Origin of the sequence: Croceimicrobium sp. (genome assembly GCF_965228705.1) — a bacterium.
In the GTDB taxonomy this organism is placed as follows: domain Bacteria; phylum Bacteroidota; class Bacteroidia; order Flavobacteriales; family Schleiferiaceae; genus Croceimicrobium.
The window spans coordinates 312814-336922 of sequence record NZ_OZ245832.1 but is presented as its reverse complement, the minus strand read 5'-3'; the positions used below and the strand labels follow the sequence as shown (position 1 = coordinate 336922).

Genomic DNA, 24109 nt, shown 5'->3' with positions numbered 1-24109 from the left:
TTTCATTTCAAAGCAATGTAGAAGCCTGAGAACACTCAAGTCAAAGCTAAATGTCTAATAAAGGTTTAGAAACGCTTAAGCCTTAGACTTTCGCCAAATCTTTCGTTGACGCCACCAGGCCAATGCACTTATTAGAACCAAACTCGCAATGGAATAATACACCCATGCTGGCACGGGTACCGGATCTCCTGCCGCATAACTATGCAGACCTGATAGGTAATAGTTTACTCCGTAATAAGTCATGATAATAGAAGCCAAACCAAATAGAGTCGCGAAATTGAAGGCAAAATGACTTTTAAAACCTGGTAAAAAGCGCATATGCAGAATAAAGGCATAAACCAATATCGATACTAAAGCCCAGGTTTCTTTGGCATCCCAACCCCAATAGCGGCCCCAGCTTTCATTGGCCCAAACACCACCTAAATAGGTTCCGATGCTTAGCATAAAGAGACCCCCAATCAAAGTCATTTCACTGAGTTTGGTCATTTCTGACACGATATCTCGAATGCGTTTCTTATTCTCCTGATTTAAGAATATCATCAGAAGCAAATTGATTACCCCAATGAGGGCACCTAGCATTAAGAAACCATAAGAACCTGCTTCCAAGGATACGTGAATGGTTAACCAATAAGAACGCAATACGGGCACCAGAGGGGTAATTTCAGGATTGAGATAACTCAACATGGCAATTAATAATACCACACCACTAAGCACATTGGTAGCCGCTAGGGCTCCACTCGATTTACGGCTAAATAACAATCCTGCCAGGGTTCCGGTCCAGGCAATGTAAATCATACTCTCATAACCATTACTCCAAGGCGCACGACCGGAAACATACCAGCGCAAGCCCAATCCTAAAGTATGGAAGAAGAAAGCAGCAAACATTAAGATTAAAAGCAGCAAATGCAGTTTGGAAAAACTATTCTTAGGCCGGAATACCTGTAGAAACAATAAAATCAAAAAGGCCAATCCTAATAAGGTATAAACCAATGCCAAACGATTGAAGACCTTCAACTCATTCAAGAAAATCTCCAATTTACGTTGGGTATTGGAAGGCAGGATTTCGGGGTCTTGAGCATTTTGATACTTCATCAACTCACTGATGATGGTATTCGCCACCTTATAATCACCGGATTGCATCCCATTATTCAGGGCCGCTAAATAAGCCGGGAAAAGCTTATCGGCCACAATTGAACTCTGTTCCCCATGACTATAATCAGACACCCAGGTATTGTTGATATCGCCCTCCAAAGGCACAATGCGCAAGAGGTAACCGGAGAGCATCATATTGAAGATGTTGATCTTCTCATCCAATTTCAATAAGGCCTTTTCCCAGGTTCCCTTTTCCTTGTCTATAACCGAATTGGCCTTTTGAACCTCCTCTGCGAGTTTGTAAGATCCATCAGTATTAAAGAAGGCTTTATAAGCTTGGAGCTTTTCTGTAAAACCCATTTCCGCAAAACGTGGATGAAAGGGTAATTTGATCATAGGCTCCCCGTACCACTCCTGATTATTTGCCCAAACACTTAAAAGCACTTGATCGGCGTTCAATCCGCGATAACTTTCTTTACCCGTAAGCTTTCGTAATACCTCTCTGCTTAAGGTGTGCATGGGCTTCATACGACCATTGATATCTTGCACCAGAACCGTACTAAACAAACTTGCATGCTCCTGTGACACTGCGTCTATTTCGGATTGCAATTCCGTTTGAGCACTCATTCCAAAAGCGGTAGCCAGAATGAGAAGCACCGTAGCCGATCGGCGTGCCCTTAACTCGCGTATTTGCTTAGACAATTGTGCGAAGCGGGTATTTCGTGCGACCAGTGTCCAAAGCATACCAATTGTGAGCAAGGTATAGCCCAAATACGTAACCCAGGTTCCCCAGAAATCGTGATTCACAGATAGGTAGGTTCCGGTTTCATCTCGATCATAAGAGGATTGGAAAAAGCGATATCCACCATAATTCAGAATGTGATTCATGTAAATACGGAAGTCAAATTCCTTCCCACCCCTTGGATCTAAGACCTGAACTTCACTGGCATAGGAAGCCGGCGAATTGGTTCCGGGGTACCGCTCCATCTGAAAATCATAAAGCTTAATACTGAAAGGCAACTCACGCACCTTAGAACCATAAGACAGAGACAATTGCATATTGCCTAAATCAACTGTTTCGGCTTTTCCGGGATAACCCTTAAAACCTTCGATATATACTTCTTCAACCTGCTCTGCCTTTTGCACTTGCAGCAATATCCCAATAGTAGATGAGGATTGAATCTTTAAGCTTCCTTCTGAACGTTTGAGACGAGCTGAATTTTGAAAGTCGCCAAATACAAAGGCGGATCCGCCCCAGCGGTATAAACTACGTAAGGCTAATTCTGTGGCCGTATCTGCAGGAACATCGTGCATGCTTCGGTCGGCCATGCGCATATAACTATAGGCTTCCGCGCTTGTAACCATGGCCCGTCCTTCACTATCCAAATCAATATTGAAGTGATTGGGCATAATACCCGGTCCAAAATAAAAGGGTACTCCACCTAATCGGCGCTGCGAATTATAATGCAAGTAATACTCATTACGGCCTGCATCAGATCCAAAAACCACTTTGATGATGGGCTCCCCTTGATCGGCCGCCACCATTTCGTATTCAGGATTAATATAAACCTCCTTAACCTTAAGTTTTACCTTTTCATTATTAAGCTGATAGGTCTCAGAAAAACTATTGGAACCTAATGATGACCAAAGTACTGGCTCTTCAATGAGATACTCGCGATTGTCTTTGTTGAAGCGTAATTTGAGATACCCTTCCGTAGATAGATATTGATTGCTCTGTTCGCCTTCACGAATGTGCATCATACCTTCAAAACCGGTAAAGCGGGTAATGCCTGCTCCCAGTAAAATTACCAGAATAGCGAGGTGAAAGGTGAGTACCGCCCACATTTTACGCTGAATCAAACGGAAATCCAAAACATTCTTCACAATTGCTCCGGAAAACAGGAAAAGAAGTACCTCAAACCAGGTAGATTGGTAAATCACCTTCTGGGCACTATCCGTCCCATAGTCGTTTTCAACGAAGGTAGCCACCCCAACTGCGGCGGCAAATAAGAGGATATATACTAAAGCGGCTCGGCGGCCGAAGAGTAAATCAAGAATTTTCTGCACTGGAATTATTTTCTATTAATCAAGGGATTACCTCGGCGTTTTCCAAAATAAGATTGTAAGTATAGCCCGCACCAAAATCTACATCTTGATGCAAGGTAGCCTTAAGAGTAACGATATGCCCCGCGGGCACAGCAGTTTGAGAAGTAGCTACCAAATCGAAAGTATCAAAGCTGCCATCCTTAAGATGTAACCAATGACGATCCATAATATTGGCATTGATCTTTGTAACCTTAGCGGTGATTTGCACTTCCTTATTGATGTAGTTCTCAGCGTTTTGAATCAGTTCTTTGATCTTGATTGATCCTTCCCGATCATAATCTGCTTCTGAAATTTTCACACCAGCTTCAGGGGCTTGCTGTCCACCTTTAAACATTTGATCTAATGCCTGTTTTTGGCTACCCGAAAAGAGGGGACGTAATTGTGAAACCAGGTAGATTTCATCAAAGCTGCGATCGAATTCAGTAGAATAATAATCGGTTTTATACAATCCCTTGCTAAAGCTGTATTCCTCGTTTATTTGGAAATCGGAACGCATGGTGGCTAACCAAAACTCCTTCTCTCCTTCTTTAACTTTGAGGTAGGAATACCTCGAACTTTGAAGGGTATCTAAAACCACCACCCGATGCTCGGCATTGGGACTGTTTTCAGGACTACTGTCGGAATTAAAAATCTCCTTTACGGATGAATCCTCCGTTTCGATAATGGTGGGCTGCTGTTGACAAGCCAAAAGTGCCAGAGCCGCTAAAAAGCTCAGTCTGCGCATGACTAAAATTTGAATCTTTTCTGGATGCGAAGATACATTCGAAACAGGTCTTGATCGCTTATTTGGCTATATTCTCCCATAATTCCCATATTCCAATCTTGAGCCAAAAGCCAGCTCAATTCTGCACCGTAATAATGCTGCGGATCTAGGGTGATTTCACGAAGAACGTAGCGATACGAAGCAAAGCGATAATAAGCCGACATGCGAAATCCTGAATTGAAGGATCGCGAGTAGCGTAGGGAATTTATCTCCGAGTTTAAATTCCCGTTTTGGTTTTTGTTAAATCGATAAGTAAGGCTACCTCCAATCCAGGGCAAACGATGATGACTGAGGTAGGCCTGCAAGTTCTGGCTACGGTTTCCAAAAGTAGGATTGGTACGTACATTATAGCTCAAACCTAAATGCGTAGCCCGAAAAAAGCGATAGTCGCCACGAAGTCGAAAACCCTGACGCGCTCCCTGTTCGGCTAAGAGTCGCTCTATATCACTATCATAGCGTTCAAAGAATATTATTTGTTGGCGGGTATCGTAAGAACTAAAGAGGGTCAGGCGACTGGTAGGTCGATAACGCATCGATAAATAAAGGGAGGTTAAGCGGGCTTTGCTACCCGCCTGGGCGGTATCAAAATTTTCATAGAGGTCGATTTCCGAGGATGCAAACCAAGACCATTTCCCCCAACGCATCGATTGCTGGGTGTATAAATAGCGACGATCAATCGCCCCTTGATTTCTTTGTTCCATTAAACCTACCGTCCATTGACCCGTCCAGGACTTGGTGCTCCAATCGTAAGCACCATAAGCGCCATACTGCAGGAGATTGGCATTGTAGCTATAATTGCTAAAATCTGGGCGACTGCCCACAATGGCACCTGCTCGCCAATTATTCCAATTCCCCTCCCACTGCAAACCGTCAATGGCGCCTAAGGAAGAAATACGGCTATTAATCTTACGACCAACTACCAACTGGTGATGGTTGCTGGGTTTATAGATCAGGGCTAAATTGTAAATCAAAGCCCTAAAATCATCACCATTGCTTTCAAAAGAGCGTCGAAAGTCTTGCACATTGCCATAGGCCTCTAAGCTCAAATCTTGCCCGAAAAGACTATCTGCCTTAAGGCTGGCCCTAAAATTCGTACGGTAATTTTCACGGCCATTGGAACTAATGGTACTGCCATTATTCAGCGATAGATTTAAATAGCCTCGACCTTTAGAGCGCATGCCATTGCTGCGATCACGCACCTGGCTGCGAGACAAACTATCGCTGCTGCTTTCCACTACTTGTGGACTTTCCAATACTTCAGGAGCTTCTTCCTTTGCTGGAGTCGCATCCGCCGAAAGGCGCACCTCGAAAATCTGACCTTTGGAAATCTCACAATTTGAAATGCGCTCTGCCAAACAGGATACGGAGGATATCTTTTGAATGCGCAAACAAGCCTGCCCGCCATTTTGATTAAAGAGGGTATCGCCTTCACTTAAGCCTTCGGTACTTTGAAAGCGTAAATAAACGCTTTGGTCATTTACATAAGTCACCTCAGCCTGGCGCACTTCCTGTGCCGAAAGGCCCAAAGTAAACAGTATACAAACTACTACTATGTGTGCTTTTTGCATCATTCTCTTCCGGTAGGATGACAGTTATAACAGGCATTGCTATCATATCGGTAACCACCTACATCATCGTGCTCGTCATCCATTTCACTGCGATTATGCTCATGGCAATCGATACAGCTAAATACATTGTAATTGGATGGGTTCGTATGGCATTCGGTGCAAGAACTCCAGGTACCACGATGGGTTCTGCTGTAAATGGGGAAATGATTATCATCGTGATTTTCGAAGCTTGCCGGTGCCCAACCTGGATTGGTACTATGGCAAAGGGCACAATCGGTTGGGAAACCAGAACTCACATGATTGGGATTGGTCGCATTTTGATAATCGTCGATATGACAAGTAGAGCATATCGGCTGAATTTGATCGTAAGTTGGGCTGGTATGACAGTCCATACAATCCAGGCCATCATGACCTAATACCAAAGGGAAGAAATAGTGGAAATTATCGCCTCCCCATTGCTGACTAAGCGGTTCATGACATTGAACACAATCGATGGAAAAGCCAGAGGCTATGTGATCTGGGTCAGAGGCGGTTTGGTAATCTTCGCGATGGCAATCAACGCATTCCTGGCCCTGCCTTTCCCAAACCAAATTATTGGAGGCATCATGGCAATCGATGCAGGCTAAGGTAATATGAGCACCCTGCAAAGGAAAACCATTTTGTTCGTGTAATTCAGGGATGTTAAAAACCAACCAGGATTCGCTATCATGGCAGCGCCTACAATCGTCGCCCACGCTCATTTGATGCACATCAGTATGACATTCCACACATTGGTTTCCTACCTTTTTAAATTCCAGATTCTCATGGCAATCCATACAAGCCACTGCCGCATGCTGCCCCTCCAGTTCGAAGCCCGTACTGGAATGGTCGAACTTCATGGTTTGTAAATTCACCTGCCAGGAGCCCGAATTATGGCAATCTGAGCAATTAATTTTGAATCCTTCTCCATGCGGATTTTGAGCCATAAGCCCAATCGCCCCAAAGAGGAATAGCGCTAGGTACCGTGACAATCGATGCATTGGAATTTCTCTATTTTATAAATAACTCTTTCTTGGCCATCAGACTGCATTTCAGCTTTATGGCAAGCGGCACAGTCTATTTCGGCATGGCGACCTTCCAGCGGGAATTCGGTGAGCTGATGATCGAAAAGATCAGCCTTCCATTGCTCCGCACTTTGATGACAAGCCTGGCAATTGGTTTTTCCCTCTTCTTCAAATTGGTCACCATGCACATTATCATGGCATTGCACACAGCTTTGATCGCGATCCTTAAAATGTTGTTCTTCGCCTTCAAAATGGCATTCGCGACAATCCTCACGAGCATGTGCTCCTTCTAAGGCCCAACCCGTTTCTTCATGTTTAAACTGCACTTGCGACCAGGCTTCTGCATTATGGCAGGTCTCGCAATTTTGTTCCGGAAAATAGCTTTCGCTGATGAGCCCCTCATGAATATTCTCATGACAAGATACACAGTTCTGCGCTTCGAAGGCAAAATCCCAGCGACTCTCTTCCGATTCTTTATGACAGGCAAAACAAGGAGTAGCTAAGTGAGCTCCTTGCAGGGGAAAGCCATTGTTCTCATGATCTTCCCAATCGTAAGAACTATAAGTAAAAGGTTTTTCGAGGCTATGGCAGGCATCACAATCTTGCTTCTTTTGGACAATACTTTCTATTTCCCCTTCATGGTAATCTTCATGGCAGTCAATGCAATTGGCAAAAGACATGGCCTTTCTAAAATCGCCGCTGCTATGACATTCGCTGCAACTCACCGTGCGGTGCATACCCCTTAGGGGATAGTCGGTTAAATCGTGATTAAAGGAATTGCGATTCTTGAGTTTTTGCCAGGATTGCTCAGAATGACAATCGGTACAATTCTGACCAAACTTTCCTTGATGGGCATCTTCATGGCAATCGGTACAGCGACTAAAGGCAATGTCGCTAAACTTTTGAAAATCCTTACCTGCTCGAACTTCCTTGGGATGACATTCGAGGCAATTTACATTTTGATGGGCTCCTTTTAAGGGGAAGTCGGTTTTGGCATGATCAAAACCTGGTGTTTGCGGGAACTCTTCAAAATTGTGGCAGGAAAGACAATCTTTACCTAAGCTTCCTTGATGGTAATCAACATGGCAAGTAAGACAAGATTCTTCCAGTCCCAAGAATGTCCCTTTTCGCCCCGCAATCTCAGAATCGGAAATAAAATCGGCTTTATGACAATCACGACAATCAATGCGATCATGCGCTGCCTCCAGCTTATAGCCGGTTAAATTGTGATTAAAATTATCCTGATCAAATCGTACTGCATCGAACTTACGCCCATGATGCTCGCTATGGCATTTAATACAGCTTTTCTCTTTCACCTCTTTGGAGGAATGATAGCCTCGCTTTAAATTGATCAGACTTTGCAACTCCTTATGGCATTCCAGGCATTTCTTTTCTGATATCTGGGCACCAATTTCATGGCAAAGGGTACAATTATCAAGGCCTTCATATTTAGCATGGGCTTCCGAAAGCTTACCTGGTGAAAACTGCGCCCACAGGGATATGCTGCTTAGGCTAAACAGAATAAGGAGTGCTATTTTGCTAATTGTTCTCAATGTTTTTTGAGGGTTTTCCCAAAGGTTTTCTCAACGCTAATTCCGGCCTCTTTCAAAAAGGGAATCGGTAATTCACCACCGGCAAAAATGTAGATGCGATCATTCTCTATCGTGATTTCCGATCCATCCGCTTGTTCTAAACTTACAGACTTCTCCTCTATCGCTCGCACATTAGTACTCAATAGCGGAAGTATTTTCCCTGAGGCTAATGCCGCCTCCAATTTTTCCTGATTTCCCTTTTTAATGCGGGCGAAATGCTGTTTACGATAGGAAAGATGCACTTCATTTTGATCGGCTAAAAGCAAGGCTGACTCCACGGCCGAATCTCCACCTCCAACAACCAGCACCTTCTCACCCTGAATATGCTCGGGCTCCAATAATCGATAGGCAACTTTGCTACTTTCTTCTCCTGGAACACCTAATTTTCTAGGCGTCCCTCTCCGACCGATAGCGATGATCACTGAGCGCGCTTCCACAGATTCTCCCTTGGAGGTTTCCAATTTAAAATGGTAATCTCCTATTTGAGAGATCCGTTCTACTTTCGAATGCTCTTCAATTTGAATTTGATGCTTATCCAGAACCTCATTCCAAATCCCTAATAATTCGGCTTTTGAGGTATTATTCAATTTCAACTTACCGTAGAGTGGTAAGTCCATGGGACTGGTCATTACTACCTTATCCCTAGGAAAGGTAAAAACGGTTCCCCCCAAGGAATCTTGCTCCAGCACTCTAAAGCTTAATCCTTTTTCTTTGGCTTTTAATGCCGCAGCGATGCCCGCTGGACCCGCACCAATAATCACTACATCCGTTTCGCATGATCGTTCAGAGGGTAATTCTTCGGCCAAATTATTACAAGCCTGTACTCCTTGCTCGGCGGAGTTTTTAATGAGGCCCATGCCCCCTAATTCACCGGCGATGTAAATTCCGGAAATATTGGTTTCGTAATTTGGTTTGATATGGGGCAGATCTACGCCTCGTACCTCGGTACCAATGCGCAAACTAATGGCATCTACGGGACAGGCGTGAAAACAAGCCCCATGACCAATACAGCTGCTGGCATTAATCAAGGTGCCTTTGCCATCAATTAAGCCTAAAATATCTTCTTCCGGGCAGGCGCGAACACAGGCGCCGCTGCCAATACATTTATGAGGATCGATATAGGGATGCAGGGATACTGGCTGATAACGTCCCTCTTCCTGAGCTTGTACTACTTTGGCAGCTACTTCCTTAGAGCGTTTTTGCCCGGAACTCCAATAGTACCAGACGATTGTACCCGAAAGCAGAATTACAAAGCCATATATCAATACTTCCCACATGCTAAAAAATCCAGGTATAACCCATGGCCATAGTCACCCCAATATGGATGATAACCACCAAGAGCATAATTAGGGCAAAGGGCCGGTGAGCCACATGCCAATACTTAAAGAGCTTTTGCATTAAAGCTAAACGGTGTATGCGTTGCTGCAAAACCATTTCGGCTTTGATATTGCTTAATATCAACTTGTGTTCTTTAGCATCCAGGTGTAAGGCTCCCAATTGCGATTTAAGCTGACTAAAATGATTTCGAAAATGACTCCTTCGTGCGAAATAGCCTTTCTCATCATTTTGGTATTCCCGGATTTGCTGGTAAAGCTCGGGGGCTTGATCGGCTACCACCGCTAATGCTGCTAAAGAGCGTTCTTGTTCCTCCTTTAATTCTTGACGGGATAATTCGCGACCCGAAATACTGCGTGGAATTTGCAAATAGATATAACGCCCCACCACTCCGGATAAGACCACCAGTACCATGGACCAAAAGGCTATGGAAACGATTCCCCCAAATTTAAAGGTGGTATGAAAGAGAATTAAGATTGGCCCCAGAGTGCAGAGAAAAATGTGAAATTCCAGCAAATAACGTAAGCGGATGTATTTCTCCAGAAAGCCGTATTTCTTGGCAGGTATGTACAAGAATACGCCAATCGTAATTAAGGCGGTTCCTATAATTCCCAAACCATGTCCAAATAAGCCAGAGGCCTTAAACCACTCATGATGCTCGTGATAGAAGCGTTCCTCTAGCGGAGTTTGGTAATAATCATAACCCTCAAATCCTAGCCATAAGGTGACCAGAATTACGATCAAAGCCAAGGTGGATTGATAAATGATATGCCACCAATTTTTTTTCCCTGTTGTTCCCATTATTATTCCTGCGAATCCCTATTAGGGCTCAAAATTCTTTCGACTTAGCCTCTACTTTCGATTCATTCCCCAAGTAAGCCAAAAGCTCCCTTATCTAAAAAGTAGACCGTGTCTAAATATTGTTTAGCACCAATAATTTCCACTATACCTTTTTGCCGCATTCCGATTTTCAGCTCCAATTTTTCCAAGCGGTATTGGCCTCCTAGCTGTTTAGCGCTTAAGGCAAAATAATGTCCGTTTTGCTCCACCACAGCTGTCTCTGGAAGACTGGCCACTGCTCTTTCCCCTTCAAATACTTGCGCTTCAACATACATGCCTGTTCCGATGGATTTAGGCACAGAACCTTCACTTAGCTTAGCATAAGCTAATGCCGATCCTTGCGCTTGTGTGAAATCGGGACTAATTTGCACTATTTCCGCAAAGTATCGCTGATCTGCCATCGAAGGAATTTGATATTCAATTCTCTGCCCCACCTTAACATGTCCTAGGTCTTTTTCAAAAACCTTAAGCTCAATTACAGGCTCTCTATCATTAATAATTACCGCTGCTCTTTCATTGGCCTGCAATAAATAGCCTTCATTTATAGTAAGCTGACTTAAATAGCCGGATGCAGGAGCACGAAAGGCAATACGTTCAAATATTCCCTTTTGATGCAATTGTCTTAAGTCTACTTGAAGAAGGTCTAATTTGGCCTTTAAACTTTGAAAACGTGCTTGTGATACTCTAAAATCGGCTAAAGCCTGTCGATAGACTTTCTCTGAAACTACAGAATCCTGAAAGAGCTTTTCCTGGCGCTCGTAATCCGCTTGCAAGAAGTCGAGTCGTGCCTTTTCTTCCAAATAATTCTGCTGTAAATCCAATAAAGCGGGGCCTTCCAAATAGAATAAAACCTGCCCTTTTTGAATACGATCGCCATTTTGCAAATGCAATTGCCTAACGGTTCCTCCAAAATGGGAACTCACATCAAAACGTGCCGAAGGACTGGTCAATATTTGTCCACTTAAATTAAGGCTATTGCCCATTAATGATTTCTGTATTTGCACCAAATGAATACCTTCTTGATCCAATTGGGATTGACTCAAATACTGCGCCTCCTCTTCTTGAGCAGCTACCTTTTCTTCAGGCTTTTCAGCCGGAGAGCTGCATGAAGCAAGGGCGAGAACAAAGGCTAAGACAAATAACTTAGCAAAGCTTAAGTATCCTGGATTTTTCAATTTATTCGTTTAAATATTTTAACTCTAGCCAGCGATGGAAATACTGCCATTGCTGATAGAGGTATTCCGTTTCTAAAGTGCTGGCCCTTTCCTGGAGCTGCACAAATTCGAGATAAGAGATTTCACCAGCCTTTAGTGCTTCCTCCGAATGTTTTCGGATTTCCTTCACTAAAGGATAATTCACCTCTTGAAAGTGTTTGATCGTTTTTTGATATTGAAGCAATTCAATCTCCAAACTGCGCTGATGCGCCAGAATGGACAAGCGATAATCCTGCGCTGCCGATTGGCTTTTGGCATAATTGAGCTTGGCCGCTGCCGATGCTGCTTTTCGCGGTCCATACCATAATGGAATCGCTAATCCTACTTGCACCCCGCGATAGGTTCGGGCATTAGGCAAACTATTAGTGCCTTGAAAATAGCCAAAGCTTAGGGCAGGCCACCAGGCCGCCTGACTTACTTTTTGCTCTGCCTGGGCTAATGCCAGATTCTTTTGTTGCCAATCCAATCCGGCATAAGTGCTGGTGTCAATCTTTCTCCATTCAATTCTGGGGAAAGCCTCCCAAGCCACCTCATCCAAATTAGTTTGAACCAAGGCTTCTAATTGGCTTTGAATCTGTTCCTGTCGAGCACGGTATTCCTCTAATTTTAATTTAATTTCTTCTGCCTTCGATTGAGCCGCCAACTTTTGCAAATAATTGCTTTGCCCCAGCTTATAAGCCTGATCTGCTTTTAAGGCCAATCCTCTATACAGACTATCAAGGTGCTGATAATTTTGGCGCATACTATACCAATACACGCCTTCGTAATAAGCCTGACCTAATTGTTTCAGTAATTGCTGCTTGCGCATTTCCTGTTCACTTTCGGCCCTTTCAAAACGAAGTTCCTGCGCTTTAGACTGCTGATAATAATAGGTGGGAAAATGAATCTCCTGATCAATCCCCCAAACCCGAATAGGCGCATTATTCTGGGCAATATTGTTTTGATCGTAGGAATAATAAAACTGAGTAGCGGGAATCGAAATGGCGGCTGGCACCAATGACTTTTGCCTTTGACTTTCCAGCTGAGCGGCATGCAAAGCAAAATTGTGTTCTAAGGCCAAGTTTTCTAGCTCCTTCAAGCTTTTGGGACTTTCCTGAGCCTGAGTCCCTATAGGAACCAATAGGAGAAGAAGCATCAACAGCGCCGATTTATTAAGCTTCTTTCCTTTTAAAACAACTCCACCTTCCCACCAAGAATAAAGTAAAGGCAAGACCATTAGAGTTAAGGCCGTAGAACTGATCAGTCCTCCAATAACCACGGTGGCCAAAGGTCTTTGTACCTCCGCTCCTGCTGATGAGGAAATGGCCATCGGTAAGAAACCTAAGGCTGCGGCCGATGCCGTTAATAGCACCGGACGTAATCGCTGTACCGCTCCGGTTAAAATTCGCTGATGCACATCTTTCAGACCTTGTTCTTTCAGGGCCTTAAATTCCTCGATCAGCACTATACCATTGAGTACCGCTATCCCAAATAAGGCAATAAAGCCTACTCCTGCCGAAATACTAAATGGCATCCCCCGCAGATACAATAGAAACACTCCCCCAACTGCAGATAAGGGTATTGCAGTATAAATTAACAGTGCATCCTTTACAGAATCGAAGGCAAAATAGAGCAAGAGGAAAATCAATAGCAATGCCACGGGTACGGCATAAGCCAATCGGGCTCGAGCCGAGCGTAAATTTTGAAACTGCCCTCCATACTCAATGCTGTAATTCTCCGGTAAATTTATTTGAGCATCAATTATAGACTGCACATCCATCACAACCGATTCGAGGTCTCGGTTCCGAACATTAACCCCAACGACAATTCGGCGGCGGGTATTATCGCGAGAAACCTTGGCGGGTCCTTTGGTGAGTTCTATATGGGCCAATTCACGCAAGGGTATCGACCTACCATCCGGACTTTGAATTTGAATCGCTTTAATATCTTCAATTTGATTACGATGTGTTTCATCCAGCCTTAAGCTGATATCAAATTGTTTTTCACCTTCGAATAGAACTCCTGCCTTAGCACCGGCAAAACCAGTGGAAATTACTCGATTGAGATCGGCAATATTTAAGCCATAGCGTGCTATTCGGGCTCGATCAAACTTCACTTTTAACTGAGGCAAACCCACTATTTTTTCTACACTGATATCCGAAGCTCCTTCCACATCAGCAATGGCATTTTTAATTTGATAAGCCAGAGAACTAAGTTTATCGAGATCCTCTCCAAAAATCTTAATAGCCAAATCAGCCCGAACGCCGGTAATCAATTCATTAAAGCGCATTTCTATTGGTTGCGTGAACTCATATTCCACGCCCGGAATTTCCATTAAGGCGCTTTTAAAAGCTTCCGCCAGATCATCCTTACTTTCGGCGCTTTGCCATTCGGAATGCGGTTTTAGTTTGATGATCACATCCGCCTCTTCCATCGACATGGGATCGGTGGGAACTTCTGCCGCTCCTATTCGCGATACTACCTGCTCAACTTCTGGAAATCCCATGAGTATCTTTTCCATACGCGTAGTAAGTTCTACGGTTCTACTGAGAGAAGTACCTGTTTTCAGGATCGGTTGAATTACGTAATCTCCTTCATCTAAAGTGGGAACAAACTCTGCCCCCATTTTACCAAAAAGTACAATGGCTGAAATGAAAAGAGCCAAAGCAGCACTCAACACCAAGGCCTTTCGGCGCAAAGCCCAGTCCAAACTTGGTTTGTACAATCGCGCCAGGCTATTCATTAAGCGATTTGACCAGGCACTGGCTTTTAAGTTTCCCGACCTGAAGAACAAGGAGGCCATAACGGGTACATAGGAGAAACACAGGAACATGGCACCAATCAGCGCAAAGCTGAAAACCAAGGCCATAGGACGAAACATCTTGCCTTCTACTCCTGCCAAACTAAGGATGGGGATAAATACTATGATGATAATTAGTTGACCAAATACCGCCGAATGCATCATCTTATTTGCCGCATTCTTGGTGATGCCATCAATCTTTTGGGAGCGATCCAAATTTTTAAGATTCTGTAATTCTCCCTGATTCTTCACCAATTGATAGGCGATAAACTCAACGATAATGACTGCCCCGTCAATGATGATCCCGAAGTCGATTGCTCCTAAACTCATTAGGTTCGCATCGATACCAAAAATGTACATCAGGGAGATGGCAAAGAGCAGAGAAATAGGGATAACTGAAGCGACTACCAATCCTGAGCGCCAATTACCCAAGAGCACAACTACCACAAAGATTACAATCAAACAACCCAGAATGAGGTTTTCAGCAATAGTAAATGTGGTTTTGGCTATCAGGTCACTGCGTTCTAGAAAAGGATTGATTTGAATGCCCGGGGGTAAATTCTGCTCGATTTTGGAAATCCGCTCTTTCACAGCCTCAATAACCGCCTTGGAGTTCGCATCCTTCAGCATCATGATTTGGCCCATAACTTTTTCGCCTTCTCCATTAGCGGTGATGGCACCAAAGCGAGGTGCAGAACCAATTTCAACTTTAGCCAGATCTTTCACCAGAACCGGAACGCCCCCGCGCTGACTTACAACAATGTTTTCCAGATCTTTAAGATCAGTCGCTAATCCTTCACTTCTGATAAAATAAGTTTCTGCCTCCTTTTCAATATAAGCTCCGCCGGCTAAGCCATTATTTTCTTCTAATGCTTTAAATACCTCGCTTATGCCTATTTGATGACTACGCAACAATTCCGGATTCACGGATACCCGATATTGTTTGAGAAAACCTCCCCAGGTATTAACCTCTACCACTCCGGGAATACCCGACAATTGACGACGTACCACCCAATCTTGAATGGTACGTAAATCTGTAACTGAATAAAGGTCCTTATGGGCCGAGTCTACCTCGAGCGTGTACTGATATATTTCGCCTAAGCCCGTGGTAATGGGCCCCATAAAAGGAACTCCAAAGCCATCTGGAATATTAGCCTGAGCGGTTTTAAGTTTTTCCGCGATTAACTGTCGGGGTAAATAGGTGCCTAAGTCATCCTCAAAGACAATGGTCACTACAGACAAGCCAAATTTGGAAACCGAGCGAATTTCCTTCACCCCGGGTAAATTGGCCATTTCTAATTCTACCGGATAGGTTAGGTATTTTTCAACATCTTCGGTCGCTAAGTTTCGGGAGGTGGTAATAACTTGTACCTGATTATTAGTTACATCGGGCACGGCTCCAATGGGTATATGGAAAAGGGCATATACTCCAAATCCCACTATGCCTAAACTGATCAGAATTACGATGAATTTCTGCTTCAGGCTGTAACTGATAATTTTCTCCAACATGGCGTCCCAGACTAATACCACGAAGGTAGAAGGGCATTCTAAAGCCTTCCGAAACGCTTTCTAAAGATTTCCTAAAAATGGACCTTGAAACAGGTGCCTTTGGAGGGCTCAGATTGCAATTCGATTCGGGCTTCGATCGCCTCAGCTGCCCTTTGGGCAATAGAAAGTCCCAAGCCAGAGCCGGGTGCGCCGTTTTTCATTGCCTTTGGACTACGGTAAAAAGCCTGGAAAATTTGGCTTTGTTCTTCTTTCGAAATTCCTGGTCCTTGATCGCAAACCGAACATGATAAGCCCTGTTCATTTGTTTCAGCTTCAACACGAATGGTCGAAAATTCCGGACTGTACTTTACGGCATTGCCTATCAAGTTTTGGAATATTAAACTGCCAAAATAGCCCGGTATTTCTTCGCTTTCCAGCTGATGAAGATCCAAGTGTATTTCCAGGTTTTTAGCCTGAATTGCAGGGTGCAGAGAACTTAGCACTTCCTCTAAAACTATGCCCAGAGCCTGAGGATTTAAATTTAATGCCTCCGAATCCATGCGGGCTAAAACTAATAATTGATCACTTAAATCAGCCATGCGATCTATTTGCAATAAGGCGGATTTAATAGTGGTTTCATACTCTTCCTGGCTGCGTGGTTTGCGAATCAATACTTCCAGGCTTCCTCTTAAAGTTGCTAAGGGGGTGCGCAATTCATGAGAGGCATCCGAACTAAATTGCTTTTCACCTTGAAAGGCATGCTGCAATCGATCTAACAAGGCATTAATTGATTTTGACAAATCATAAAGTTCATCCTGCTTTTCAGGTAATGGAACACGCTCATCTAAAAAGCGCTTGGAAGTACGCCTAGCGGTACGTGTTATTTCTTTAATGGGCTTAATACTGCGATCTGCCAGAGAGCGGGTAATGTAAAAGAGACTGATCAATACTACCGGGAAACTAATCGCTTCGGCCCAAGCCAGTTTTCGTAAAACCTGTATTGATGCCTGCATGGACATTGCCGCAATGATATAGCCTTGTAATTTATCCTTGCTGCGAAGAGGAATTTGAATTTGCCTTAAAACCTCATCATTCAGGCTAGCATCAAAATGATGTCCGCCCTCATACTCGGGACGAAAAAGCAATTGCTGATCTTTAAGATTTGGGGATTTGTCCATTAAGTCCCCTTTGCTATTCATCAATTGAATAAAAACCGGTAATACCTGTGCTTCGCGATGTTCACGTTCTTCCCACTCCCCTTTATTGATAAAGTGTATAGAATCTCCTTTAACAATAACTTCGGTAGTATGCTTATAGGCTTCAATGGAAAGCACCCGATCCATATTATCATAAACCGTTTGATAAACAATACCATAAACCAGGAGAAAAGCCAAAGCCACCAAGGCAGAGGTGGCCACCAAATAATAAAAGGCTATACGATCTTTAAAGCTTAAATTCATTTTTCCCGTGCTATATAGCCCACCCCTCTAATGGTTTGGATGTAATTATCCTCTCCTTCCAGCTTTAGTTTTTTACGCAGGGTATTAATGTAAACATCAATGATACCCGCATTGTAATTGTAATTGCTATCCCATACGTTTTCCAAAATTTGCACCCGTCGACAAACCCTGTTTTTATTACGAAGCAAAAATTCCAATAAGGCAAACTCCCTTTGGGTAAGTTGGATAAGCTCTTCATTACGATATACCAAATGGGCACTCAAATCCATTTGGATATCACCTAATTGCAAAGCTTCTCGGCTGGTTTCTCCGCTATTGGCTCTCAGTTGAACTCGAATACGCTCTAATAATTCATCAAAATGAAAAGGCTTACGGATATAATCATTAGCCCCGGCTTGCAAACCAAAAACAACTTCTTGTGAAGAATCTTTGGCCGTTAATAGAATGATGGGAGTCTTCTTATTTTGCTTCCTGAATTCCTGACAAATGGCAATTCCGCTCATTCCGGGCAGCATCCAATCTAAAAGTAAAAGGTCATAATCATCGGATAGGGCCAGTTGCAGTCCCTTATTACCATCATGAGCCATCACCACGGTATAGGCTTCTTCTTCCAGGCCTTGCTTTAAAAACGCGGCAATACCTGTCTCATCTTCAACGATCAGGATTTTCATAATTCAAAGTTCCGAATCGCAACTAAAGATTCCCTAAAGGGCGAGTCTTTTTTTAGGCCTCAAAGATCGGAAGGCTAAACCAGAAGGTAGATCCTTCACCAGCCTCACTCTCTACGCCAATCTTACCGCCATTGGCCCGCACAAATTCGCTGCATAGGAAAAGTCCCAAGCCAGTCCCCATTTCTTTAGCTGTACCTACAGAGGGATTCATCATTTCGGAGAACATTTCCTCCCTTTGAGAATCTCGGAGCCCGGGTCCTTGATCTCTTACTCTGAAACAATAGCATTGCTCTTTTCTTTCCCCTGTAATAAATATGGAACTCCCCTCGGGATTAAATTTCAAGGCATTGGAAATGAAGTTCCGCAATACAATTCGTACAATTTCGGCATCAGCTTTAAGCTGCAAATCCCCCTCTTTTAAATCCTGAACAATCTCAATATTCTTATTCTTCGCCAGTCCGGTAAACAAATCGATTACCTGTGTTAATGCAGTTGCAACTGCTATTCTCTCCTTCTTGTTATTCTCGGCTATCCCTATTTGCAAACGCGCCCAATGCAGAAGGTTTTCAATACTCTGACGGAGGATTACTACTTCTGAAGATAATTTCCGCATAAATCCTATTATGATTTGCGGATCCTGCCCTTCCTCCATATTACTGAGGTCAATAAGACCTTGTAAGGAATTGAGCGGAGATTTCAGGTCATGCGCCATTACAGCCAAAATGCGATCTTTAAAGGCATTAAGCATCTCTAAGCTTTGCTTTTGATCGCGTAATTCGGCCTCTTGTTCTTGAATCTCCCGATGTTGCTTTTCGATCCTTTGATTCTTTTCACGAAGCACAATATTACGCGCTCTGCGGGTATACGCATTCCAGGCAAAGGCCACGGTTAGGATACCCAATCCTCCCAAAAACCAATACACCCAAAAACGTTTTAACTCCTGATCACGAATTTCTGCCTGATGATTTGACTCAATTCGCTCCCGCTCAATTTGATACTGATACCTTTCCTCCAATTTGGCCAGTTCAGCAATATTAGATTGGGAGAGCAAGGAATCATTAAACATGGAATGCTCCAGCAAGTAGGAATAGGCCGTTTTATAATCACCTTTTAAGGCATAGAGTTGATGCAGTGAAGAGGCTAAATCTACCATATCCTGTAAACGAGAATAATTCCTGGCCATTTCCATAAAGAACAGCCCTTTATCCAGAGCTTCATCAACCTTGCCTTCCCTCGCTAAAACACGAACATCACGAATTCCGAAGGTGAGGTAAAAGTTATCGTATTCCTTTAATTGCGGATCATTTAAAGCTTGATCTAAATAAAAACGCGCCGAATCAATTGCGTCTATTTTCAGAAAATAGCTAACCATATTCGACAGGGCATAAAAGCGACTGGGTTTTTGATGCGCTTGATCTGCTAATTTGATACAAGCCTTATAGAAGTATAAAGCAGAGTCGGGCTGCCCCATCTTCTCATACGAAATGCCCAAATTATTATAGTCTGTAAGCACATCCTCCTCTCCAATCTTACGATACAGTTCCAAGGAACTTCGCAGGTGGCTTACCGCTTTTTCCTGATCACCTAAATTACTATACAGCCGGGCCAGATTGTTATTGATATCAGCCATGGTGGCCGAATCGCCTTGTAAACGGGCTAATTGCAAACCCTTATAAAAGTAATTGGTCGCTTTATTAAACTCCCCCAGCTCTACATATATATTACTAAGATTACTATAATTAACCGCCAGGCCTGAACTATCATTATTGAATTCGTTGATTCCCAGGGACTGTTGATAATAGTCCAAAGCAGAATTTAAGTCGCCTTGAATAAAATAGGTGATCCCCATTCCGTTTAATGCCCTGGCTGTAAAATCATGTCGATTCAGGTTTTTACTCAATACCACTGCTTCTTGCAGGAAACCGCGGGATTGAGGTACATCCACCTGGGCATATGCCTGGGCCAATTCCATTAAAAAACTGAAACGCTCCTCTCCTTTCAGGCTATCTAGCCTTTGCTCCATTTTATGCAGCTCGGGAAGCATTATCTGACTATAACTCGCAAATGAGCTTAGGAATAAGATAAGGCTGGTAATCGGTATTAAAAGTGCTGAACTCCTCAAGTAAATTCTCTTCATTTTCAAGCAGCAGGTTAAGAACATCAAAGTAGCGCATTTCCTTTAAAATAGGTTGTAAGAGACTTAAAAAATCCTACCAAAACACACTTTATAGGTTTAGAATTTTTAAACCAAGCTGGCACAATTTCCAAATACCGGTATTTAAGTATTTCAAAATAAGCAGCTACCTCATTGATTACATGAAGCTTATCAATTTGAAAGATACTGATTCAGTTAATTTCACTCCGTGCTCCACAAGAATAGCCTCTCATTTAAAACCGGTATAGTGGGCCTTTAGAATCGTCCTAAATTCGATTTTCCAAACAAACTTAGGATCAAGACCTTAAGCTTAGGCAGATAATTTCTTAACTTACAGGTTCCTCACGATTAAGCCATGAGGGTCAAAGCATTATACTGTACTAAACAGCGCACTATGCGTTGTTGGGGCCCCGACCTTAGTGTCGGGGTTTTTTCATGCATTTTAAATCTTGGCTTAATCCTGAAGGCCAGATGATACTGTAATTTCCACTCTCAAATTTCTGTCTCTCAAGATGAAAACTATCCAAAGATTAATGGTCGCTAACCGTGGGGAAATTGCCATTCGCATTTTCCGTGCTGCCACCGAATTAAAAATTAGAACCATTGCGATTTACAGCTTTGAAGATCGCTATTCGCTACATCGTTATAAGGCGGATGAAGCCTATAAAATTGGCGACGACGATGAACCGCTCCGCCCCTATTTAGATATTGAGGAAATCTTAAGTATTGCCAAAAGACAAAAGGTAGATGCTATTCATCCAGGCTATGGGTTCCTCAGTGAAAACATTGATTTTGCCCGTAGCTGCGCCGAAGAAGGGATCACTTTTATCGGCCCGGAAGCCCAAATCATGGAACAGTTGGGAAATAAGGTTGCGGCCAAAAAACTAGCCCAAAAAATTAATATCCCCATGATTGAGGGGGCTGATGGCTTACAGAGCGAGGACGAAATCCTGGAGGCCGCAGAGAAGATTGGCTTTCCTATTATGCTCAAAGCAGCATCCGGAGGGGGAGGCCGAGGAATGCGAGTGGTGCGCGATACCCAGGCTCTTCTTTCTGCCTATCGAGAAGCTTCCGGTGAAGCCGCCAAAGCTTTTGGAGACCCTACGATCTTTATTGAAAAGTTTGTTGAAGACCCCAAACATATTGAGGTGCAATTGCTCGGTGACCTACATGGTAATCTGGTTCATTTACATGAAAGGGACTGTTCCGTACAAAGGCGTTTTCAAAAGGTAGTTGAAGTGGCACCGGCCTCGACCTTAAAAGATAAAACACGCAAACAATTGCATGAATACGCCCTAAAGATTGGTCGGGCGGTTAATTATACCCATGCTGGTACGGTAGAATTTTTAGTGGATAAAGATGAAAACATCTACTTCATTGAAGTGAATCCCCGTATTCAGGTTGAGCATACCATAACGGAAGAAGTTACCGGCTATGATATTGTTAAGGCCCAAATCCAAGTGGCCATGGGTGAAGCCCTTACAGGTGATGTTATTGGTATCCCTAATCAAGATGCGATAAAGGTAAACGGACATGCTATTCAATGTCGAATCACCACTGAAGATCCGGCCCAAGGTTTTAGTCCGGATTATGGTACCATTATCGCATATCGCAACGCCGCTGGTATGGGCATTCGCCTGGATGAAGGTAGCAGTTATCCCGGGGTTACCATTTCGCCTTTCTTCGATTCGATGTTAGTGAAAGTTTCCGCCTGGGGCAGTAGCCTGGATGTAGCCAGCGACCGTATGCGTCGGGCCCTGTCTGAATTCCGAATCCGCGGGGTGCAAACCAATATTCCCTTTCTGCAAAATGTAATCGCCCACCCCATTTTTAGAGAGGGACAACAGAGGGTAAGCTTTATTGAAAAGCACCCTGAACTCCTTGAAATCACCAAACCCAAAAACCGAGGAACTCGCATTCTTCGCTATATGGCAGATGTGATTGTAAATGGTAATTCTGAGGTGAAAAATCACGATCCCAATAAGAAGTTTCAGCCCGCTATTGTGCCTTCCTATGATCGGCATTCGGCTCATACCCCCGGAACCAAGAATTTACTTACTGAATTAGGCCCTCGCGACTTTTCCCTTTGGCTTAAGGATCAAAAGCCCATTTATTTCACCGACACCACTTTTAGAGATGCACATCAATCCCTATTAGCCACCCGAGTTCGTACCATTGATCTTTTAAACATCGCCGAAAGCTATTCCAAAAGTTTTCCTCAACTCTTTTCAGCGGAAATTTGGGGCGGTGCCACCTTTGATGTATGTATGCGATTTTTAAAGGAAGATCCCTGGGAGCGTCTACGACTATTAAGGGAAGCTATGCCCAATGTGCTTACGCAGATGCTAATCCGGGCCAGCAATGCCGTGGGCTATAAGGCCTATCCAGATAACCTGGTAGAGCGTTTCATTGAAAAATCCTGGGAAAATGGTATTGATGTCTTTCGGATTTTTGATTCCCTTAACTGGACTGAGCAATTAGAAGTTTCGACCCGAGCAGTTTTGGAACGCACACAAGGATTGGCAGAAGTGAGTATCTGCTACACCGGTGATATCAGCAATCCCAAAAAACATCCCAAATACAGCCTTCAATACTACCTGGATTTGGCGCGAAAAATTGAGGATATGGGAGCACATATTCTAGCGATCAAGGATATGGCAGGATTATTAAAACCTTATGCTGCTCAGAAACTGATCACAGAATTGAAAAAGGCCGTGGATTTACCCATTCACTTGCATACGCATGATACTTCTGGTATTCAATCTGCCACCTACCTTAAGGCAATTGAAGCCGGTGTAGATATAATTGATGTGGCAATAGACTCCATGAGTGGACTTACCTCGCAACCGAACTTCAATTCTCTTTTGGCCAGCCTGGAAGGCCATGAAAGGGAAAACCCAATGGATTTAGCTAAACTCAATGAATTTAGTTCCTATTGGGAAAATCTCCGAGAATGGTATTATCCTTTCGAATCAGGCTTAAAAGCCGGAACAGCCCAATTATATGAACACGAAATACCTGGTGGACAGTATTCTAATTTACGCCCACAAGCCAGAGGATTAGGTATTGAAGATAAATTCGAAACCATCAAGAAGAATTACAAAGATGCCAATCATCTTATGGGTGATTTAGTTAAGGTTACCCCTTCTTCTAAAGTGGTAGGAGATTTGGCCATGTTTATGACTACCAATGGCTATACTAAAGATGACCTTATCGCCAAGGGAGAAGAGATCTCCTTTCCGGATTCTGTTATCAGCTTTTTTAAAGGTGAGCTTGGCCAACCTCATGGTGGCTTCCCAATTTTATTCCAAAAATTGGTATTGAAGAATGAAAAGCCCTTTAGCGATCGACCTAATCAGCATCTTCAACCCGTGGATTTTGAGAAGGAGTTTCAAAGTTTCCAGTCTGAATTAGGTACCGACCTCAACGAATTGGATTTTCTGAGTTATAAGCTTTATCCCAAGGTTTTCAAGGATTATCTAGAATTTCGTCGCAATTATGGGGAAGTATGGCGAATTCCCAGTTTAAACTTTTGGTATGGTTTAGATCAGAACGAAGAGTTTATGGTGGAAATAGATCAGGGAAAAACCATTTTGGTACGCTTCTTAAATATCACGGAACCCGATCCTAATGGGAAGCGTCAGGTATACTTCAAACTCAATGGTCAGAATCGCCATGTGGAAGTTTTAGACCAAAGCATTGAAGTAAATACCGTTCAAAATAAAAAGGCCACCGAAGCCAATGATGTAGGCTCACCACTCCAGGGTAAACTGGTAAAAGTGTTGGTCAAGTCTGGAGATCGGGTAAAAAAGAATGATCCGCTCTTTGTGATTGAGGCCATGAAAATGGAAAGCACGGTTTTGGCCAGTAAAAATGGAACTGTCAGGAATATTGAGCTTAGCGACAATACCATGGTGGCTCAAGATGACTTAATTTTGGTGCTTGAGCCATAGTCTCTGATCTATAAAAATATAGAAGGTGACTTGGGAAGCCTTTAGGGTTT

The 24109-nt window shown here is 43.4% G+C and carries 13 protein-coding genes; 1 reads left to right on the top strand and 12 read right to left on the bottom strand.

Translation table 11 applies throughout. From position 1 onward, the window contains the following. Window positions 1–75: 75 nt before the first annotated feature. The 12 genes from ccsA to ACO05P_RS01315 form a co-directional block, all read right to left on the bottom strand. Entirely contained in the window at window positions 76–3159 is a 3084-nt protein-coding gene (ccsA, locus tag ACO05P_RS01370; protein WP_421752998.1) for a cytochrome c biogenesis protein CcsA, read from the bottom strand. A gap of 19 nt (window positions 3160–3178) precedes the next feature. Further along, a complete protein-coding gene (locus ACO05P_RS01365) occupies window positions 3179–3922 on the bottom strand; it encodes a hypothetical protein (protein WP_421752997.1) in 744 nt (247 codons plus the stop codon). Between the two features lie 2 nt (window positions 3923–3924). Then, window positions 3925–5532: a hypothetical protein gene (locus ACO05P_RS01360; protein ID WP_421752996.1), complete on the bottom strand. Its 1608-nt coding sequence runs from the start codon at window positions 5530–5532 to the stop codon at window positions 3925–3927. Next, a complete protein-coding gene (locus ACO05P_RS01355) occupies window positions 5529–6539 on the bottom strand; it encodes a cytochrome c3 family protein (protein ID WP_421752995.1) in 1011 nt (336 codons plus the stop codon). The genes ACO05P_RS01360 and ACO05P_RS01355 overlap by 4 nt, the downstream gene beginning before the upstream one ends. Beyond that, the gene (locus ACO05P_RS01350) at window positions 6524–8125 is read right to left on the bottom strand and encodes a hypothetical protein (RefSeq protein WP_421752994.1); all 1602 of its coding nucleotides are present in this window, start codon (window positions 8123–8125) and stop codon (window positions 6524–6526) included. Before ACO05P_RS01350 ends, ACO05P_RS01355 begins: the two co-directional genes overlap by 16 nt. Beyond that, window positions 8122–9441: an NAD(P)-binding domain-containing protein gene (locus ACO05P_RS01345; protein WP_421752993.1), complete on the bottom strand. Its 1320-nt coding sequence runs from the start codon at window positions 9439–9441 to the stop codon at window positions 8122–8124. Before ACO05P_RS01345 ends, ACO05P_RS01350 begins: the two co-directional genes overlap by 4 nt. Before the next feature lies 1 nt (window position 9442). Continuing rightward, on the bottom strand, window positions 9443–10300 hold the full coding sequence (locus ACO05P_RS01340) for a hypothetical protein (RefSeq protein WP_421752992.1): 858 nt from the start codon (window positions 10298–10300) through the stop codon (window positions 9443–9445). 62 nt (window positions 10301–10362) lie between these two features. Then, window positions 10363–11514, bottom strand: coding sequence for an efflux RND transporter periplasmic adaptor subunit (locus tag ACO05P_RS01335; RefSeq protein WP_421752991.1), 1152 nt, complete (start codon window positions 11512–11514; stop codon window positions 10363–10365). 1 nt (window position 11515) lies between these two features. Further along, window positions 11516–15862, bottom strand: coding sequence for a CusA/CzcA family heavy metal efflux RND transporter (locus ACO05P_RS01330; RefSeq protein WP_421752990.1), 4347 nt, complete (start codon window positions 15860–15862; stop codon window positions 11516–11518). A 50-nt stretch (window positions 15863–15912) separates the two neighbouring features. Continuing rightward, window positions 15913–17280 carry a sensor histidine kinase gene (locus ACO05P_RS01325; RefSeq protein ID WP_421752989.1) on the bottom strand — a complete coding sequence of 456 codons (1368 nt, stop codon included), beginning with the start codon at window positions 17278–17280 and terminating at the stop codon, window positions 15913–15915. Then, window positions 17277–17951: a response regulator transcription factor gene (locus ACO05P_RS01320; RefSeq protein WP_421752988.1), complete on the bottom strand. Its 675-nt coding sequence runs from the start codon at window positions 17949–17951 to the stop codon at window positions 17277–17279. The genes ACO05P_RS01325 and ACO05P_RS01320 overlap by 4 nt, the downstream gene beginning before the upstream one ends. Window positions 17952–18003: 52 nt before the next feature. Next, window positions 18004–19995, bottom strand: coding sequence for a tetratricopeptide repeat protein (locus ACO05P_RS01315; protein ID WP_421752987.1), 1992 nt, complete (start codon window positions 19993–19995; stop codon window positions 18004–18006). 623 nt (window positions 19996–20618) lie between these two features. Here ACO05P_RS01315 and ACO05P_RS01310 point away from each other — a divergent pair. Beyond that, on the top strand, window positions 20619–24059 hold the full coding sequence (locus tag ACO05P_RS01310; RefSeq protein ID WP_421752986.1) for a pyruvate carboxylase: 3441 nt from the start codon (window positions 20619–20621) through the stop codon (window positions 24057–24059). Window positions 24060–24109 lie beyond the last annotated feature (50 nt).

What these genes read in the sequence shown, in the direction of transcription:
- ACO05P_RS01365 (WP_421752997.1), bottom strand. Translation starts at nt 3,922, where the DNA reads ATGCGCAGACTGAGCTTTTTAGCGGCTCTGGCACTTTTGGCTTGTCAA.
- ACO05P_RS01360 (WP_421752996.1), bottom strand. Translation starts at nt 5,532, where the DNA reads ATGATGCAAAAAGCACACATAGTAGTAGTTTGTATACTGTTTACTTTG.
- ACO05P_RS01345 (WP_421752993.1), bottom strand. Translation starts at nt 9,441, where the DNA reads ATGTGGGAAGTATTGATATATGGCTTTGTAATTCTGCTTTCGGGTACA.
- ACO05P_RS01340 (WP_421752992.1), bottom strand. Translation starts at nt 10,300, where the DNA reads ATGGGAACAACAGGGAAAAAAAATTGGTGGCATATCATTTATCAATCC.
- ACO05P_RS01325 (WP_421752989.1), bottom strand. Translation starts at nt 17,280, where the DNA reads ATGAATTTAAGCTTTAAAGATCGTATAGCCTTTTATTATTTGGTGGCC.
- ACO05P_RS01320 (WP_421752988.1), bottom strand. Translation starts at nt 17,951, where the DNA reads ATGAAAATCCTGATCGTTGAAGATGAGACAGGTATTGCCGCGTTTTTA.
- ACO05P_RS01315 (WP_421752987.1), bottom strand. Translation starts at nt 19,995, where the DNA reads ATGCTTCCCGAGCTGCATAAAATGGAGCAAAGGCTAGATAGCCTGAAA.
- ACO05P_RS01310 (WP_421752986.1), top strand. Translation starts at nt 20,619, where the DNA reads ATGAAAACTATCCAAAGATTAATGGTCGCTAACCGTGGGGAAATTGCC.